General features: G+C 38.2%; 15 protein-coding genes and 1 pseudogene. 13 read left to right on the forward strand and 3 right to left on the reverse strand.

Features of this window, described 5'->3' with window-relative positions; genetic code table 11:
* Nucleotides 1-78: 78 nt before the first annotated feature.
* Together typA and JCM9140_RS00010 are read left to right on the forward strand one after the other, a co-directional pair.
* A complete protein-coding gene (gene typA, locus JCM9140_RS00005) occupies nucleotides 79-1914 on the forward strand; it encodes a translational GTPase TypA (protein ID WP_034740637.1) in 1836 nt (611 codons plus the stop codon).
* Between the two features lie 15 nt (nucleotides 1915-1929).
* Nucleotides 1930-2250 carry a YlaH-like family protein gene (locus JCM9140_RS00010; RefSeq protein ID WP_034740639.1) on the forward strand — a complete coding sequence of 107 codons (321 nt, stop codon included), beginning with the start codon at nucleotides 1930-1932 and terminating at the stop codon, nucleotides 2248-2250.
* Between the two features lie 23 nt (nucleotides 2251-2273).
* Here the strand turns inward: JCM9140_RS00010 and JCM9140_RS00015 are convergent, their stop codons facing one another.
* A complete protein-coding gene (locus JCM9140_RS00015; protein ID WP_034741264.1) occupies nucleotides 2274-2477 on the reverse strand; it encodes a YlaI family protein in 204 nt (67 codons plus the stop codon).
* A 190-nt stretch (nucleotides 2478-2667) separates the two neighbouring features.
* Between JCM9140_RS00015 and JCM9140_RS00020 the strand changes: the two genes are divergently transcribed.
* Both JCM9140_RS00020 and JCM9140_RS00025 read left to right on the forward strand, forming a co-directional pair.
* Complete coding sequence (locus JCM9140_RS00020) at nucleotides 2668-3126, forward strand: pyridoxamine 5'-phosphate oxidase family protein (protein WP_034740640.1); 459 nt, start codon at nucleotides 2668-2670, stop codon at nucleotides 3124-3126.
* Nucleotides 3127-3351: 225 nt separating this feature from the next.
* Nucleotides 3352-4683, forward strand: a complete 1332-nt coding sequence (locus tag JCM9140_RS00025) for a PhoH family protein (protein ID WP_034740642.1) — start codon at nucleotides 3352-3354, stop codon at nucleotides 4681-4683.
* 57 nt (nucleotides 4684-4740) lie between these two features.
* Here the strand turns inward: JCM9140_RS00025 and JCM9140_RS00030 are convergent, their stop codons facing one another.
* The gene (locus JCM9140_RS00030) at nucleotides 4741-5250 is read right to left on the reverse strand and encodes a hypothetical protein (RefSeq protein ID WP_034740644.1); all 510 of its coding nucleotides are present in this window, start codon (nucleotides 5248-5250) and stop codon (nucleotides 4741-4743) included.
* 201 nt (nucleotides 5251-5451) lie between these two features.
* Between JCM9140_RS00030 and glsA the strand changes: the two genes are divergently transcribed.
* The 3 genes and pseudogenes from glsA (at nucleotide 5452) to pyc (ending at nucleotide 10421) form a co-directional block, all read left to right on the forward strand.
* Entirely contained in the window at nucleotides 5452-6381 is a 930-nt protein-coding gene (gene glsA / locus JCM9140_RS00035) for a glutaminase A (RefSeq protein ID WP_439644253.1), read from the forward strand.
* A gap of 97 nt (nucleotides 6382-6478) precedes the next feature.
* Entirely contained in the window at nucleotides 6479-6760 is a 282-nt protein-coding gene (locus tag JCM9140_RS00040; RefSeq protein ID WP_034740645.1) for an Fpa/YlaN family protein, read from the forward strand.
* Between the two features lie 215 nt (nucleotides 6761-6975).
* Nucleotides 6976-10421 (forward strand): annotated as a pseudogene (pyc, locus tag JCM9140_RS00045) (pyruvate carboxylase).
* A gap of 83 nt (nucleotides 10422-10504) precedes the next feature.
* Here pyc and JCM9140_RS00050 read toward each other — a convergent pair.
* Complete coding sequence (locus JCM9140_RS00050) at nucleotides 10505-11404, reverse strand: COX15/CtaA family protein (RefSeq protein WP_034740648.1); 900 nt, start codon at nucleotides 11402-11404, stop codon at nucleotides 10505-10507.
* 299 nt (nucleotides 11405-11703) lie between these two features.
* Here JCM9140_RS00050 and cyoE point away from each other — a divergent pair, with 299 nt between their 5' ends.
* The 6 genes from cyoE to JCM9140_RS00080 all read left to right on the forward strand — a co-directional run bounded on the left by cyoE (nucleotide 11704) and on the right by JCM9140_RS00080 (nucleotide 17348).
* Nucleotides 11704-12639: a heme o synthase gene (gene cyoE / locus JCM9140_RS00055; RefSeq protein WP_034740649.1), complete on the forward strand. Its 936-nt coding sequence runs from the start codon at nucleotides 11704-11706 to the stop codon at nucleotides 12637-12639.
* 114 nt (nucleotides 12640-12753) lie between these two features.
* Nucleotides 12754-13782: a cytochrome c oxidase subunit II gene (gene coxB / locus JCM9140_RS00060; RefSeq protein ID WP_034740653.1), complete on the forward strand. Its 1029-nt coding sequence runs from the start codon at nucleotides 12754-12756 to the stop codon at nucleotides 13780-13782.
* Nucleotides 13783-13809: 27 nt separating this feature from the next.
* Nucleotides 13810-15678, forward strand: coding sequence for a cytochrome c oxidase subunit I (gene ctaD, locus JCM9140_RS00065; RefSeq protein ID WP_034740656.1), 1869 nt, complete (start codon nucleotides 13810-13812; stop codon nucleotides 15676-15678).
* Between the two features lie 3 nt (nucleotides 15679-15681).
* A complete protein-coding gene (locus tag JCM9140_RS00070; RefSeq protein WP_034740658.1) occupies nucleotides 15682-16296 on the forward strand; it encodes a cytochrome (ubi)quinol oxidase subunit III in 615 nt (204 codons plus the stop codon).
* Nucleotides 16297-16309: 13 nt separating this feature from the next.
* Entirely contained in the window at nucleotides 16310-16654 is a 345-nt protein-coding gene (locus JCM9140_RS00075; RefSeq protein WP_034740660.1) for a cytochrome C oxidase subunit IV family protein, read from the forward strand.
* A 133-nt stretch (nucleotides 16655-16787) separates the two neighbouring features.
* Nucleotides 16788-17348: a DUF420 domain-containing protein gene (locus JCM9140_RS00080; protein WP_034740662.1), complete on the forward strand. Its 561-nt coding sequence runs from the start codon at nucleotides 16788-16790 to the stop codon at nucleotides 17346-17348.
* The last annotated feature ends 54 nt before the right edge of the window (nucleotides 17349-17402 follow it).

Here is a 17402-nt window from a genome sequence, read left to right on the forward strand (position 1 = left end):
ATTTTTTTATAATACTTTCTTTGAAGGGAATTTATGATATACTTGTACAGTTAATGAACGAAATAAGGAGAGAAAAAAATGACAATTCGTAACGATATACGTAACATCGCAATTATTGCCCACGTTGACCACGGAAAAACTACTTTAGTTGACCAACTATTAAAACAATCGGGTACATTCCGTGAAAATGAGCAAGTTGACGAACGTGCGATGGACTCCAATGCACTTGAGAAAGAGCGTGGAATTACGATTCTTGCTAAAAATACGGCAATTAATTATAACGACAAACGTATAAATATAATGGACACACCTGGACACGCTGATTTCGGTGGAGAAGTAGAACGTATTATGAAAATGGTTGATGGCGTATTATTAGTCGTTGATGCGTATGAAGGATGTATGCCACAAACTCGATTTGTTCTTAAAAAAGCGTTAGAACAAAATTTAACGCCAATTGTTGTTGTGAATAAAATTGACCGTGACTTTGCCCGCCCAGCTGAAGTAGTGGATGAAGTCATCGATCTATTTATTGATTTAGGAGCAAACGAAGATCAGTTAGAATTCCCAGTTGTGTATGCTTCTGCGATTAACGGAACAGCAAGCATGGACTCAGACAAACAAGATGAGAATATGTCTGCATTGTTTGATACAATCATTGAAACCATTCCTGCTCCAATTGATAATAGTGACGAGCCTCTTCAATTCCAAGTTACCATGCTTGATTACAATGACTATGTTGGGCGTATTGGGATTGGTCGTGTGTTTAGAGGAACGATTAAAGTAGGACAACAAGTTGCGTTAATGAAGCTTGATGGTTCTGTGAAGCAATACCGTGTTACGAAAATGTTTGGTTTCCTAGGGTTAAAGCGTACGGAAATTCAGGAAGCAAAAGCAGGAGACCTAATTGCAATTTCTGGAATGGAAGAAATCAACGTAGGGGAGACTGTTTGTCCTGTTGAGCATCAAGAAGCTCTTCCGATTTTACGTATTGATGAGCCTACTCTTCAAATGACATTCCTAGTGAACAATAGTCCATTCGCAGGTCGTGAAGGGAAATTTGTAACAAGTCGTAAGCTTGAGGAACGCTTGAAATCAGAACTTGAAACAGATGTAAGTCTTCGTGTAGAAAATACAGATTCTCCAGATGTGTGGATCGTTTCAGGTCGTGGTGAACTTCATCTGTCTATTCTTATTGAGAACATGCGTCGTGAAGGATATGAGCTTCAAGTTTCGAAACCTGAAGTTATTATTCGTGAGATTGACGGTGTGAGATCTGAGCCGATGGAGCGCGTTCAGATTGATGTTCCAGAAGAGTATACAGGGTCAGTTATGGAATCTATTGGAGAACGTAAAGGTGAAATGCTTAATATGACGAACAACGGAAGTGGACAAGTTCGTCTAGAGTTTTTAGTGCCAGCACGTGGTCTTATTGGTTATACGACTGAATTTCTATCACAAACTCGTGGGTATGGAATTATTAACCACTCGTTTGACAGTTATGCACCACTTACTCCTGGACAAGTTGGTGGCCGTCGTCAAGGTGTTCTAGTATCAATGGAAACAGGGAAGACAAGTCAGTATGGAATTATGCAAGTGGAAGATCGAGGAACGATATTCGTTGAACCAGGTGCAGAAATTTATGAAGGGCAAATCGTTGGTGAGCATACTCGTGACAATGATCTGGCTGTTAATATTACAAAAATGAAGCAACAAACAAATGTCCGTTCTGCGAATAAAGATAATACAGTTACGATGAAAAAACCGCGTATTATGAGTCTAGAAGAAGCACTTGAGTACTTAAATGAAGATGAATATTGCGAATTAACACCAGAGTCTATTCGCCTTCGTAAGAAAATTCTAGTAAAATCAGAGCGTGAGCGTGAGGAAAAACGCAGAAAGCTTGCAGCAAAGTAAAGAGTTGGTGATAGTATGGACAACCAGTTCACAGAAGAAGAATTAGAAGCATTAACGTGGATGATGCGGATGACGGCAGAGAACCCTTGGTATGGTTTTATATCATATTTGGTTGTCGTCTTATTGACCATTGTTGTATTTAATTTAGGTTTTGCGAGAGAGTTGCCAGTTCTAAAAAAAGCCGTTGTTTATGCTTTACTAGTGATCGGTAGTTTTGTTATGTGGTTTTTGGAATTTGCATTTGGAGCTCCGATCATTGCTGTATTAATCATTTCAGGTATCGTGCTTGGGATGTATCGGTTTAGGCTTCATAAACATCGAAAAGAAAAAGAATAAGCGTAAAAAGAGAGTGATTGGTTTTAAATCCAATCACTCTCTTCTTTTGTTTCAACGGTTAATTGAAAAGAATTTGATGCTTTTCTGGCCTCTGTTCGATTTTTAATTCTTTCATAACAACGATCACACATATATGTGTGGATAGGGCGATTTCGTAAACGCTTTGCTAGTGGCAATTGATCATCTAGTTTATCAATCTTATCACAAAGTACACATTTCACTCTCATTTGTCCAACCACTCCGTTCTCATTCCATTGTAAGCAATACGGACAAAAAAAGCTATCTTCTAGAAAGAAAAAACCAATTCGTTGTAAAATGATAAGGTCATACAAGAATTATTTAAAGCGTTCAACGTTCGCTGAAAAAAATGGTATGATAAACATGATGAATATGTAGCATGACTTAGGAGGTTTTAATATGGGTAACCAAGTTGAACACGTATTAACCAATGATATCTTGCCTTTGTTACAAAAAGAGTGTTATGTAACGCTTGCGACAGTGGATCACGAAAAAAACGTCCCTAACGTTAATGCCATTTCGTGGGTTTTTGCAACAGATTCCAAAACCGTACGCTTTGCTATTGATAACCGTTCACGAATAGTGAAAAACATTCAAGCGACGGAAGGGGTCGTTTTAACACTAATCGGGAATGGATCGACTTATTCTATTTCTGGATCTGCGAAAGTGATAACAGAAAAGATGGAAGAGGTACCGTTAAAACTAGCCCTTATTGAAATGAACATTGAAGAAGTTCGTGATGTGATGTTTTATGGTGCAAGAATGACAAAGGTCCCTTCGTATGAAAAAACCTATGATGCAGAAGCTGCAGCAAAACTCGATCGACAAGTAATGGCTGCGTTAAAGAAAAAATCGTAAAGACATTGATCCAGATAATCGCTAAGTTGGTGGCGGTTATTTGGATTTTTTTGTACAAACTGTTTTTGTTTTTTGATTTCACTCGTCTAACTTCGATGGCTTGAACATACATTCAATAATAAGAAGGTGTTGAACAATTGTCTAAAAGTTTGGACCAACTTGTTCAATTAGCATAACTTAATAGTAAGATGTTGTTGATAAACGATTCTTTAGTCAGGAGGCGGAATGTTGAAAAAAATCTACGTATTGGACACGAACGTACTCTTACAGGATCCTCACTCTATTTATTCATTTCAGGACAATGAAGTAGTGATTCCAGCAATTGTTTTAGAGGAAGTTGATTCGAAGAAACGCTACATGGACGAGATTGGTAGAAATGCACGTCAATTTTCGAAGCTAATAGATAACCTAAGGGGTATGGGGAAGCTACATGAAGGGGTTCCGATTGAATCAGGTGGAACGTTACGAGTTGAATTGAATCACCGGTCCTTCTTAAGACTAAAAGATTCCTTTGCTGAAATGACAAATGATAATCGGATTATTGCTGTAGCCTTAAATTTAATGCTTGAGGAACAAGAGCGTGTTGATGGCCGAAGTGTCATTCTTGTAAGTAAAGACGCGTTAGTAAGAGTAAAGGCGGATGCATTAGGATTACCTGCAGAAGACTTTCTGAGTGATCGAGTCGTAGAGTTTGACTCCGTTTACCCAGGGTATGTAGAAATTTTTGTCGATGCAGATATAATGAAGAAGTTTTATTCCAATGGTGAAATTGCGATTTCGGAGCTAGCAAAACACCCATTTTATCCTCATCAATTTATTATTATGAAGGATGCGTTAGGTAGTTCGAGTTCTGCACTTGGGAAAGTCGAGCCGGATGGAAAGAAAGTAAAACCATTTTTAAGTGAACCGGATCATGTATGGGGAATTCGGGCTAGAAATGTTCAGCAAAAAATGGCGTTTGAACTATTGTTGCGAGATGATATTAGCCTTGTGACGATGATAGGGAAAGCTGGTACAGGAAAAACGCTATTATCCCTAGCCGCTGGATTGATGCAAACTGAGGACCTTGGGAAGTACAAAAAACTTGTTGTGGCAAGACCGGTTGTACCCCTTGGGAAAGATCTTGGTTATTTACCTGGGGAGAAAGAAGAGAAGCTTAGACCGTGGATGCAACCGATCTACGATAATCTGGAATTTTTATTTGATACAAAGAAGCCAGGTGAGCTTGATCACATTTTAGCTGGAATGGGTTCTATTCAAGTGGAAGCTTTAACTTATATAAGGGGAAGAAGCATACCCGATCAGTTTATCATTATTGACGAAGCTCAGAACTTAACAAAGCATGAAGTGAAAACCATATTAACACGTGTAGGTGAGCGAAGCAAAATAGTCTTAATGGGAGATCCGCAACAAATTGATCATCCCTATTTAGATGAATATAACAATGGTCTTACTTATGTAGTTGAAAAATTTAAAGATCAAACAGTAAGTGGCCATGTTAAGTTAGTGAAAGGTGAGCGTTCGGGGTTAGCTCAGTTGGCGGCTGACTTATTGTAAGCTTACATGAAGAAATCACACTGCAGCAGGCTGCAGTGTGATTTTCGGAGTCATCCATTATAAAAGAATGATTTTACATATATTTTTAATAGGTTCTGTACGATTAGATCCATCTCCATAATAAAAATGAATGGGGCCATCTTCCTTTAATGGCTTTCCCCTATATGAAAAAGCAACGATACCATCTAATGCTTCACTGAGTTCAACGGTGTGACGTGAACCGTTAGCTCCAATTAGTTCAACCTTTTTAGCTGTTTCTTTTGGTTCTGCATTTACAAGGAACGGCTTAAGAGGCATCCCGAATGACCCATTAATTAATTTTTGTTTTTCGTATTTAATTTCATTGCCATTGCTATTTGGGCGTGGCGGGGCAGAACCCTCTGTAATCTCCTTATCCCACTGAGCAGAAATGGCCTTTTTATAAGCTGTCTCCTCATCATCTCTAGTTTTTATCTCATCAAAATATGTATCTAAGTCTACCTTTCTTTCGTCGAAAATCCAAACCGTTGGATCAATTGTTAACGGATGACCAACTTCTCCTTCTATGAAAAAAACAAATTCTTGCATCATAATCCCTCCTATTGATTAATCTGATGTTCAAAAAATAGTCGTGATAAATGGTATTGCTTGTAATGGAGAAAATAATTAGAGTAAGCTTAAAAAGATAAGTATCATTCATAATAAATTAGACAGTTTAAAGTATAAAGCGTTTTTAGGGTTTTGTCACTTTTACTACTAGCTTCAAAACTTAAATTTCGGGGTGGTTATGTGGTTTGTCACTATGGTACTGATTTGAAAGAGATGGTTGAGACAGTTGAACGTTATACTCATCATGGAAAAGTGGCCGATTATATTCCGGCACTATCAAAGGCTAATCCGACAGATGTAGGAATCGCTATTTTTGATGGTCATGACACATGTTTTAGTGAAGGGCAACATCGGAAATTATTTACATTACAAAGCATTTCAAAAATTTTAACATTAGCTCTTGCTTTAATGGACCATGGGGAAGAGGTGGTCTTTAGTAAAGTTGGGATGGAGCCGACTGGAGATCCGTTTAATTCCATTGCGAAACTAGAGTCGCACATCCCGTCTAAACCCCTAAATCCAATGATCAATGCGGGAGCTCTAGCCGTTAGTTCCCTTATTAAAGGGAGTTCGAATGAAGAAAAACTAGATAGACTTCTTCAATTTGTTAGAGAGTTGAGTGGGAATCAATCTATTACTTATAATGCTGAGGTAGCTAAGTCGGAGTTTGATACAGCTGATTTAAATCGTTCCTTATCTTATTTTATGAAACAACACGGTGTGATTAATGGAGATGTCGATGTTTTACTTGATTTTTATACGAAGCAATGTGCTATAGAGGTTGACTGCGAAGATCTAGCGAAAATCGGCTTTGCTTTAGCGCACCACGGAGAACATCCTGATAAAAACTATTCGATAATCCCTTTTGAGATCGCGCGCTTAGTGAAGACATTTATGGTCACTTGCGGGATGTATAATGCATCTGGTGAATTTGCGATAAGAGTAGGAATTCCGGCAAAAAGCGGAGTATCAGGTGGAATTGTAGGGGCTGTCCCAGGTGGGATAGGAATTGGGTTATATGGTCCAGCTTTGGATGACAAAGGAAATAGCATTGCCGGAATGAAATTATTGGAATTATTATCAGCCAAATACCATTTAAGTATCTTTTAACACAGACAAGCCTCCTTAACTCTGTTAAAATCGTTGCAATTTTCATTTGAAAAAGATACTATTAAGACAAGGAAAATTCACGAAGGAGGGGATCAACATGTCAGCAGAAATGGTGACTGGAGATAAAGAAAAAGCATATGCCCTTCTGAAATCAGATGCGGATAAAATTCGTCAACTCATCGAAGTGCAGTTGGAGAATTTAACGATGCCCCAATGTCCTCTCTATGAAGAGGTTCTTGATACACAAATGTTTGGATTGTCAAGAGAAATTGATTTTGCTGTTCGCTTAGGTTTAGTCAATGAAGAAAATGGCAAACAAATATTAGGTGAGTTACAACGCAAATTAGATGACTTGCATGAGGCATCTGTAGGAAAATAAAAGCCAAGCTATCTATTCATAGCTGGCTTTTATTTTTTTTTTGTGAGTTGTCCATAGTATTAAAAAAAGATTGCCAAGCGATTGCGCTTTTATCTATACTAGAATAAAGCGGAAAGAGCAGTGATTTCAATAGGTCATTGGTCTTTGGTGAGATGAACAAGAAAGACAAATGTTTAATGGGGAAAGACGAGATCATTAGGAAAGAGGGGCAAAAAATGAATGGATTAACGAACATCAAAAAGGTAATGGTCGCAAACCGAGGGGAAATCGCCATCCGTATTTTTCGAGCTTGTACAGAGTTGCATATTCGTACGGTTGCCATTTACTCAAAAGAGGATTCCGGAGCATATCATCGCTATAAAGCGGATGAGGCCTATTTAGTTGGTGAAGGAAAAAAACCGATTGAAGCGTATCTAGATATTGAGGGAATAATTGAAATAGCGAAGTTGCATGATGTTGATGCGATCCATCCAGGTTATGGATTTTTATCCGAGAACATTGATTTTGCAACTCGTTGTCAAGAAGAAGGGATTATTTTCATTGGTCCAGAACTTGAACATTTAGTCATGTTTGGTGACAAAGTGCAAGCACGTGAACAAGCCTTAAAAGCGAATTTACCTGTTATTCCAGGGAGTGATGGTCCAGTACATAATGTGGAAGAAGTACAAGCTTTTGCAAATGAACATGGATTTCCTTTTATTATAAAAGCATCTCTTGGCGGTGGTGGACGAGGCATGCGCATAGTCCGCAGCGAAGAAGATGTGGTTGAGTCATATAATCGAGCAAAGTCTGAAGCAAAGTCAGCTTTTGGAAATGATGAAGTGTATGTTGAGAAATTCATTGAAAATCCAAAGCATATTGAGGTGCAAATTCTAGCCGATAAGCATCATAACATCGTTCATTTGCATGATAGAGACTGCTCAGTCCAGCGAAGGCACCAAAAAGTAGTTGAAATTGCACCGAGCGTCTCTCTTGGGGAAGATGTTCGTAAAAAGATTTGTGATGCTGCTGTTCAGCTGATGGAGAATATTGATTATGTAAATGCTGGAACGGTAGAATTTCTCGTTACAGATACAGGAGAATTTTACTTTATTGAAGTAAATCCACGCGTTCAAGTAGAGCATACAATAACAGAGATGGTGACAGGTATAGATATTGTCCAATCTCAATTATTAATCGCTGATGGTGAACATCTGCATGGAGCCAAACTAGGTATTCCGGCACAGGAGCAGATTATCTGCAGTGGTTTTGCCATTCAATCACGTGTAACGACAGAAGATCCAAGTAATGGATTTATGCCAGATACCGGTCGTATTAATGCATATCGTTCAGGTGGCGGATTTGGTGTGAGGTTGGATGCAGGAAACGGATTCCAAGGAGCTGTAATTACACCTTATTATGATTCACTTCTTGTTAAAGTTTCCACATGGGCATTAACGTTTGAAAGTGCAGCAGCGAAAATGCTACGAAATTTAAGAGAGTTTCGTATTCGAGGGATTAAGACGAATATTGCCTTTTTAGAAAATGTTGTACAGCACCCGCAATTTTTGAATGGAGAATATAATACGTCGTTTATTGATCGAACACCTGAATTATTTGTTTTTCCAAAGAGAAAAGACCGTGGGACAAAGATGTTAACGTTTATCGGTGAAACGATCGTAAATGGGTATCCAGGGCTTGAAAATACGCAAAAGCCTGTTCTTGAGAAAGCTCCAATTCCTAAAGTGAAGTATACAGAACCGATGCCTACAGGGACAAAACAAATTCTAGATGAGCAGGGCCCAGAAGGTCTAGCTAGATGGGTTAAGAATCAAAAGGAAGTATTACTAACAGATACGACGTTCCGTGATGCTCACCAATCCTTATTGGCAACAAGAGTAAGAACTCATGATCTTAAACAAATAGCAGAACCAACAGCACGTATGCTACCTAATCTCTTCTCGATGGAGATGTGGGGTGGAGCTACATTTGATGTTACGATGAGATTTTTACATGAAGATCCTTGGGAGAGATTAATTACATTAAGGAAAAAAGCTCCAAATATTTTATTCCAAATGTTATTACGAGCATCCAATGCAGTTGGGTATACGAATTATCCTGATAATGTCATTGAGGAGTTTGTAGAAAAGTCAGCTGATGCGGGTATTGATGTTTTCCGGATTTTTGACAGTTTAAACTGGGTTAAAGGAATGACGTTGGCGATTGACTCTGTACGGAAAAGTGGAAAAATTGCGGAAGCTTCGATGTGTTACACAGGTGATATTTTAGATCCGAATAGATCAAAATACGATTTAACGTATTATAAAAACTTAGCAAAAGAACTAGAACAATCAGGTGCACATATTTTAGGCATAAAAGATATGGCTGGATTATTAAAGCCTGAGGCTGCTTACCAATTAGTTACAGAGTTAAAAAGTACAATTGACATTCCAATTCATTTGCATACACATGATACAAGTGGAAATGGGTTGTTTACGTATGCTCGTGCTATTGAAGCAGGGGTAGATATTGTCGATGTAGCTGTGAGTTCAATGGCAGGCCTTACGTCTCAACCAAGTGCCAATAGCTTGTTCTATGCTCTGAGTGGTTCAAAACGTCAACCAAATGTAAATGTGCAATCGTATGAGCAATTAGCGGAATTCTGGGATTATACGCGTAAATATTATGCAGGTTTTGAAAGCGGAATGAACGCACCGCATACTGAAGTTTATGAACACGAAATGCCAGGTGGACAATACAGTAACCTTCAACAACAAGCAAAAGCAGTTGGGCTTGGAGAACGTTGGAATGAAGTGAAGAAGATGTACCGCACCGTAAATGACATGTTCGGGGATGTCGTAAAAGTTACACCATCATCTAAAGTTGTAGGTGATATGGCGCTTTATATGGTCCAGAATGATTTAACAGAAGAAGATGTGTATGAAAAAGGAGATAAGCTTGATTTTCCTGACTCTGTCATTGAACTGTTCCAAGGTCAATTGGGGCAACCGTACCAAGGGTTCCCTAAAAAACTTCAAGACATTGTTCTAAAAGGTAGAAAACCACTTGAGGGCCGTCCAGGGGAAACGATGGAACCAGTGGATTTCCAAGAAATTAAAGAGATGCTTTTTAATAAGTTAGATCGTCAGGTGACAAGTCATGATATTCTTTCATATGCATTGTACCCGAAGGTCTTTATGGAGTTTGATCAATTCCGTCAACAATTTGGAGACATCTCGGTATTAGATACACCTACGTTTTTCTATGGGTTACGTTTAGGTGAAGAGATTGAAGTAGAAATTGAACAAGGTAAAACGTTAATTGTTAAACTTGTTTCTATATCGAAACCCAAAGAGGATGGTACGCGAATTGTGTACTTTGAATTAAATGGTCAATCACGTGAAATTGTAATAAAAGATTTAAATGTTCAAACATCATCTGTGGTCCGTCCAAAAGTAGATAAAGACAATCCGAACCAAATTGGTGCAACGATGCCTGGAACGGTTGTCAAAACGCTCGTTTCAAAAGGCGATCAAGTTAAAAAAGGTGATCATTTAATGATCACAGAGGCGATGAAAATGGAAACGACTGTTCAAGCCCAATTTGATGGGGTGATTAAAGAAGTTATGTAACAGACGGGGAGCCAATTTCGACTGGAGATTTGCTCATTGAATTGGAGTAAATCCACATGATCAATGTATAAAATTTATTAAAATGGGCAATAAATGAAAAAATGACAGCTAAATGCTGTCATTTTTTTCCGTTTTATTTACTTGGTTTTCGAAGAAGAATCATGCCCATATAAGCTAAATTGGAAAAGAGAACAGAAATGATAAGGGCATGCAAAAGTCCAATGGAAAGAATTTCGTTTTGAGTAAAGACAACAGAAATTCCAGTAAGCATCTGAAGAACAATTAGAACAAAGGCGATAACGCTTGTCCAAACTAGAACAATTTCATTTCTGAAGCTACCAATCGTCCAAATCATTAAAATTAAAATGAAGATAGCTAATGAGATTCCAGCAAGTCTGTGCAAAAATTGAACCCCAATTGGACCAGATAAACCAGGGAAAATCATTCCGTTACAAAGAGGAAAACCAGCACAAGCTAATGCTGAGTCTGTATGTTTTACATAAGCACCTGTGTAAATAACTAAATAACAGTACGTAATAACAAAAAAGAAGAATGCCTTGTAAGCCGATGTAACTTTAGGCGCAATCTGTCTAGGTTTTCCATCTTCAAAAGCTAGAATCATTAATAAGACAACAGAGGCTAAAGACATAGCAGAAATACCAAAGTGTAAAGCTAAAATCGCTTTAGATTGCCCGAATACAACTGCTCCTGCACCAAGTAACCCTTGAAAAATAATCAGTGCTACTGCAGCGATTGACATAAACTTTGTTTCTTTCATATGTTTTAACTGCTTCCAAGACCAGATGGCCAATATAATGATCATGACCCCAACAAAACCTGAAACAATCCGATGACTATATTCAATAATGGTTTCGATAGCAGGGTTTACTGGAATAACCTCTCCAAAACATAACGGCCACGTAGCACCACAGCCTTCACCGGAACCCGTTTTTGTAACGAGTGCACCTTGTAAAAGGACAATTAAGAGACCGATTGAGGACAGAATGCCAAAAACTTTTAATTTTTTATGCATTCAATTCACCTTTCCTTCTATAAAATTGGTAAGATATATGCTAGAGTTAGCAAGGGAATCTTTTATGGCTTTCTCATTGATATTAAAAACAAACGTGAGAAAAGTCAATTTTACTAGAGTGAATATTTTATGGCTGTTGCTAAATGTGAAGATAATGTGAAACTCATGATTTTAATGAAACAAAATAGATTTTAAGATATAATGTGACTTGTAGCACATGTAAGAAGAGAGAATTCTGTATCTTAGCCTTTTAAAAAGTGCTCGATTTGGTTGACTCTACAAAGGGGGTGAAAGAATTGATGAATAAGACTAATACTGTGTTGGACTCATCAGAAGTTATTCCTAGTCCTGATTCATCAGTTGCAGTTAGTCAGCAAAAGTCGTGGAAGGATTACTTAGTACTTGCCAAACAGGGGATTGTTACGTCAAACTTGATTACTACGTTTGCCGGTATATATTTAGCTGCTGTCTATACAGGAGTGGGATTAGGATCACATCTAGCAACGATGTTCTTTGCATTAATTGGTGCAGCCCTAGTGATGGCAGGTGGATGTACGTTAAATAACTACATTGACCGAGATATCGATCATATTATGGAACGGACGAAAGATCGTCCAACTGTCACTGGTCGTTTTAGTGCTAACCACGTTTTAGTTGTCGGACTACTTCAAGCTGCATTAGGATTAATCTTTTTAGCTTTGACAACTGCAACAGCAGCTGTCATTGGATTAATTGGGTTATTTATATATGTTGTACTCTATACAATGTGGACAAAACGTACTACCACGCTAAATACAATAGTTGGTAGCTTCTCAGGTGCTGTCCCTCCACTAATTGGTTGGGCTGCTATTGATGGCAGTTTACACACATTTGCCTGGGTAATGTTCTTTATAATGTTCTTTTGGCAACCACCACATTTTCTTGCTCTTGCAATGAAGCGTGTAGAGGAGTATCGAGCAGCAGGAATACCGATGTTGCCCGTTGTTGCTGGGTTTGAAGTGACAAAACGTCAAATGGTCGTTTATGTCATTGCCTTATTACCAGTTTCGCTTATGTTGTATCCTTTTGGGATTGTTTATACAGTCGTTGCTGCATTACTTGGCCTAGGTTGGGTTGTTCTAGGATTTGCAGGTTTTAAAATGAAAGACGACATAAAATGGGCGAGATTAATGTTTGTGTATTCGCTCAACTATTTAACTATTTTATTTGTTCTTATGGTTATTGTTCATATTTAATAATGCACACATCTCTAATGTGTTTCTTTAGAAGTATTAAAATGAATAATGACTATAGATATATATCTTAATAGTAGTATTAACTACGTAACGAAAGTGAGGTTGGATTGTCAGATGAAACTTTGGAAAACTGCATGGCGTTTTCTACCTCTTTCATTGCTCGTGTTTGTATTAACGGGTTGTTTGGGAGAGACGAACTTAACTGCCCTTGATCCAAAGGGACCACAATCACAATGGCTTTTTGACAACATGTTACTATCGTTGTACATTATGGCCCTAGTGACAATTGTCGTATTTGCAATCTTTTTCATTATTCTTGCTAAGTACCGTCGTGCTCCAGGAGATGATGAAATTCCAAAACAAGTACATGGAAATACGGCATTAGAAATAACTTGGACTGTTATCCCAATTATTTTGTTAACGATTTTAGCTGTTCCGACTATTACGGGACAATTTATGTTAGCAGATACTGAACCAGATCCAGAGATCGGTGAAGATACGGTCTACATTACGGTGACGGGACACCAATTCTGGTGGCAATTTGATTATGAAAATGAAGGGTTTACAGCTGGTCAAGAAGTGTATATTCCAGTTGGAGAGAAAGTCATTTTCGAATTACATGCACAAGATGTAATGCACTCATTTTGGGTACCAGCACTAGGTGGTAAATTAGATACGATTCCTGGAATTACGAACCATATGTGGTTGGAAGCTGATGAACCAGGTGTATTTAAAGGAAAGTGTGCAGAACTATGTGGACCTTCACATGCATTAATGGACTTTAAACTTATTGCTCTTGAACGTGATGAGTATGATGCTTGGGTTGCTGGTATGCAAGCTGAAGTACAAGAGCCTACTGAAACATTAGCTCAACAAGGGCGCGATGTATTCGAAGCTAGCTGTATTGGTTGTCACGCAGTTGGTGGAATGGGTTCTGCTACAGGACCAGCTTTATCAGATTTTGCAAATCGTGAAGTAATTGCAGGTTACTTAGAGTTCACTGATGAGAATCTTGAAGCATGGATTCGTGATCCAGAGTCTCTAAAACAAGGAAACAACATGCCTGCATTCCCAGATATGAGCGATCAAGATATGGAAGCGCTTATTGCTTACCTTCGTTCTTTAGATGTACAAAACAATTAAAAATAGACAATAAAGGAGGTAAACCCTTTGGCTGCACAAAAACAGGAAAAAAGCGTTGTTTGGGATTGGTTAACAACGGTTGACCATAAAAAGCTTGGAATCATGTACTTGATTGCAGGGACGCTTTTCTTTGTAAAAGCTGGGGTGATGGCGCTTTTTATGCGTATCCAGCTCATGTATCCAGAGATGAATTTCTTAAGTGGTCAAACATTTAATGAATTCATTACGATGCATGGTACGATCATGCTATTTTTAGCCGCCACACCATTATTATTTGCATTTATGAACTATGTCATACCATTACAAATTGGGGCACGTGACGTTGCATTCCCATTTGTCAATGCACTTGGTTTCTGGATTTTCTTATCAGGTGGTTTATTATTAAGTATGAGTTGGTTCTTCGGTGGTGGACCCGATGCAGGTTGGACTGCGTATGTACCACTTTCTAGCCGTGATTACGGTGGTTTAGGTCTTGACTTTTATGTATTAGGACTTCAAGTATCAGGTATTGGTACTCTTGTATCAGCGATCAACTTCTTAGTTACGATCATTAATATGAGAGCACCAGGAATGACAATGATGCGCTTACCATTATTTGTATGGACGTCATTCATTTCTTCTACATTAATTTTATTTGCTTTTACACCACTTGCTGCTGGTCTTGCTCTTTTAATGTTTGACCGTGTATTCGATGCTCAGTTCTTTATTCCGAATATGGGTGGTAATGTTGTTTTATGGCAACATATTTTCTGGATCTTTGGACACCCAGAAGTATATATTCTAGTATTACCTGCTTTTGGTATTATTTCTGAGGTTATCCCTGCATTCTCTAGAAAGCGTCTTTTCGGATATACTGCTATGGTATTTGCAACGATGATTATCGCTTTCTTAGGGTTCATGGTTTGGGCTCACCATATGTTTACAGTAGGTATGGGACCTGTGGCTAACTCAATCTTTGCGATTGCAACGATGACGATTGCGGTTCCAACTGGTATCAAAATCTTTAACTGGCTCTTTACAATGTGGGGCGGGAAGATTACATTTAATACAGCGATGTTATTTGCTTCTTCTTTCGTACCAACGTTCGTACTTGGTGGGGTAACAGGGGTTATGTTAGCAATGGCACCAGTTGACTATCTTTACCATGATACGTACTTTGTTGTAGCTCACTTCCACTACATTATTGTTGGTGGTATCGTATTATCTTTATTTGCTGGTTTATTCTATTGGTATCCAAAAATGTTTGGACATATGTTGAATGAAACTTTAGGGAAATTGTTTTTCTGGATTTTCTATATTGGATTCCATTTAACGTTCTTCGTTCAGCATTTATTAGGACTAATGGGTATGCCACGTCGTGTATACACATATCTTGGAGATCAAGGTCTTGATACATTTAACTTTATTAGTACAATTGGTACATTCTTCATGTCAGCAGCTATCATACTGCTTGTGATTAATGTCATTTATTCAGCGTTCAAAGGTGAGCGCGTAACAGTTGCAGATCCATGGGATGCTCGTACACTTGAGTGGGCTGTTCCAACTCCTGTACCTGAGTATAACTTTGCACAAACTCCACAAGTTCGTTCACTTGACCCATTATTCTATGAAAAAATTCATGGTGATGGAAAAATGAAGCCGGCTGAACCAGTACAAGCGATCCATATGCCGAATGGTTCCATTCTGCCATTGATCATCGCTGTTGGTCTATTCTTTGCTGGTTTCGGTGTTATTATGATGAACATGGAAAACCCAATTGTTAGTCCGTGGTTTGTTACGATCGGTGGTTTGGCTATTACTTTTGGTGCTATGTTTGTTCGTTCTGTGAAAGAGGACCATGGATATTATGTTCCTGTTGAACAAGTAAAAGCGGATCTAAAGAAAGGAGGTAACTAAGAAATGGCGGGTCATGTAGATACTTCAAAAGGGCTTCCTTCACATCCGGAGAGAGCGACATTAGAAGGTAAAAACAAATTTCTCGGTTTCTGGTTCTTCCTTGGTGGTGAAACGATTCTATTTGCGACTTTCTTTGGTACGTATTTAGGTCTTCGTAACGGAATCGCTGATGGGCCTTCTTCACAAGAGATGTTCCATCTTCCACTTGTCTTTATTATGACAATGATCCTTTTAACGAGTAGTTTAACAAGTGTATTAGCTATGTTTGCAATGAAGAAAAATAAGTTCGGCACATTCAAGATTTGGATGTGGATTACGGTCTTATTAGGTCTTGCTTTCTTAGGCTTTGAAATTTATGAGTTCTACGAGTATGTTCACCATGGTTTAGGCTTTACGACAAGTGCGTTTGCTTCATCTTTCTATTCTCTTGTTGGACTGCACGGTGCTCACGTTGCTTTTGGACTTTGTTGGATTATTGTCCTGCTTATCCGCTACAATAAGAGTGGGATTACATTAACGAATGCTCCTAAGTTTTATTTAGCTAGTTTATACTGGCACTTCATTGATGTCGTGTGGGTATTCATCTTCACGGTTGTCTATCTTATGGGAGTAGTATAAGGGGGGCTAGTTCATGGCAGATAACTTAAGTACACCATTTGAGAAAAGTGCGATGACAGAAGAAGAGAAACGTCAAACGAGTAAAGAAATTCGCAAGCAAATTGTCGTTTTTGCTTTAATGATTTTCTTAACGATTATGTCGTTTTTAGCTGTTGGAGCAGATATTATTCCACGCTCATTTGCAATTCCGTTTATCTTGTTATTAGCGGTCGTACAACTCGCGCTTCAGTTGATCTTCTTTATGCATCTTAAAGATAAAGATCACGGCTGGGCGACAGCGTTTATGATTTCTGGAATTTTTGTAACAGTACCAACGATAGCAGCGTTAATGTTGTTATTAGGTGTTACAAAGTATTAACGATAAAAAAAGAAGGTGGTTCTATATAGAATCACCTTCTTTTTGTTCATTATATTGTAAAAGCTACTAGATGTCTGTCCAATTAATATGATGTATAATAGACACGTATGAAATCTAAAAAAGGCGTGATGACATGAACCATCAACATAATCAAGAGGTATTAGGACAACCTCATCGAAAGCGCAATTATAAGCCAGCCATCATCATTATAACGATTTTAATTAATGGATTAGTAGCGTTGCTTGCTGGATTACCAGGGGTAGACAACTTTACAGCATTTGACGTGAAAATTTTGCCGTTAATGAATGCCATTTTTAATAGCTTTACATTTTTGTTTTTGTTAGCTGCTTTAATAGCAATTTTGAAAAGAAATGTCACTCTTCATCGTCGTTTTATCTATGCAGCATTTGCGACAACTACGCTTTTCCTTGTCACATATGTGGCTCATCATTTCTTATCAGCATCCACCCCTTATGGTGGAAGTGGAGTAATGGCTGGCATCTATTATTTCATCTTAATTACTCATATTGTATTAGCAGCTATTATCGTGCCTCTAGCTCTGACTTCTGTTGCTAGAGCATGGAATATGGAAAATGAACGACATCGCAAAATTGCAAGATGGACGATGCCTATCTGGTTATATGTGAGTTTAACGGGTGTTATTGTATATATTATGATTTCTCCATATTACTAAGAGAATGATCTAATCCAGTATCTATAAAGTCTAAAAAAAGAACTTAACCAATAT

This window comes from Halalkalibacter wakoensis JCM 9140 (genome assembly GCF_000513095.1).
GTDB classification, from domain to species: Bacteria; Bacillota; Bacilli; order Bacillales; family Bacillaceae_D; genus Halalkalibacter; species Halalkalibacter wakoensis.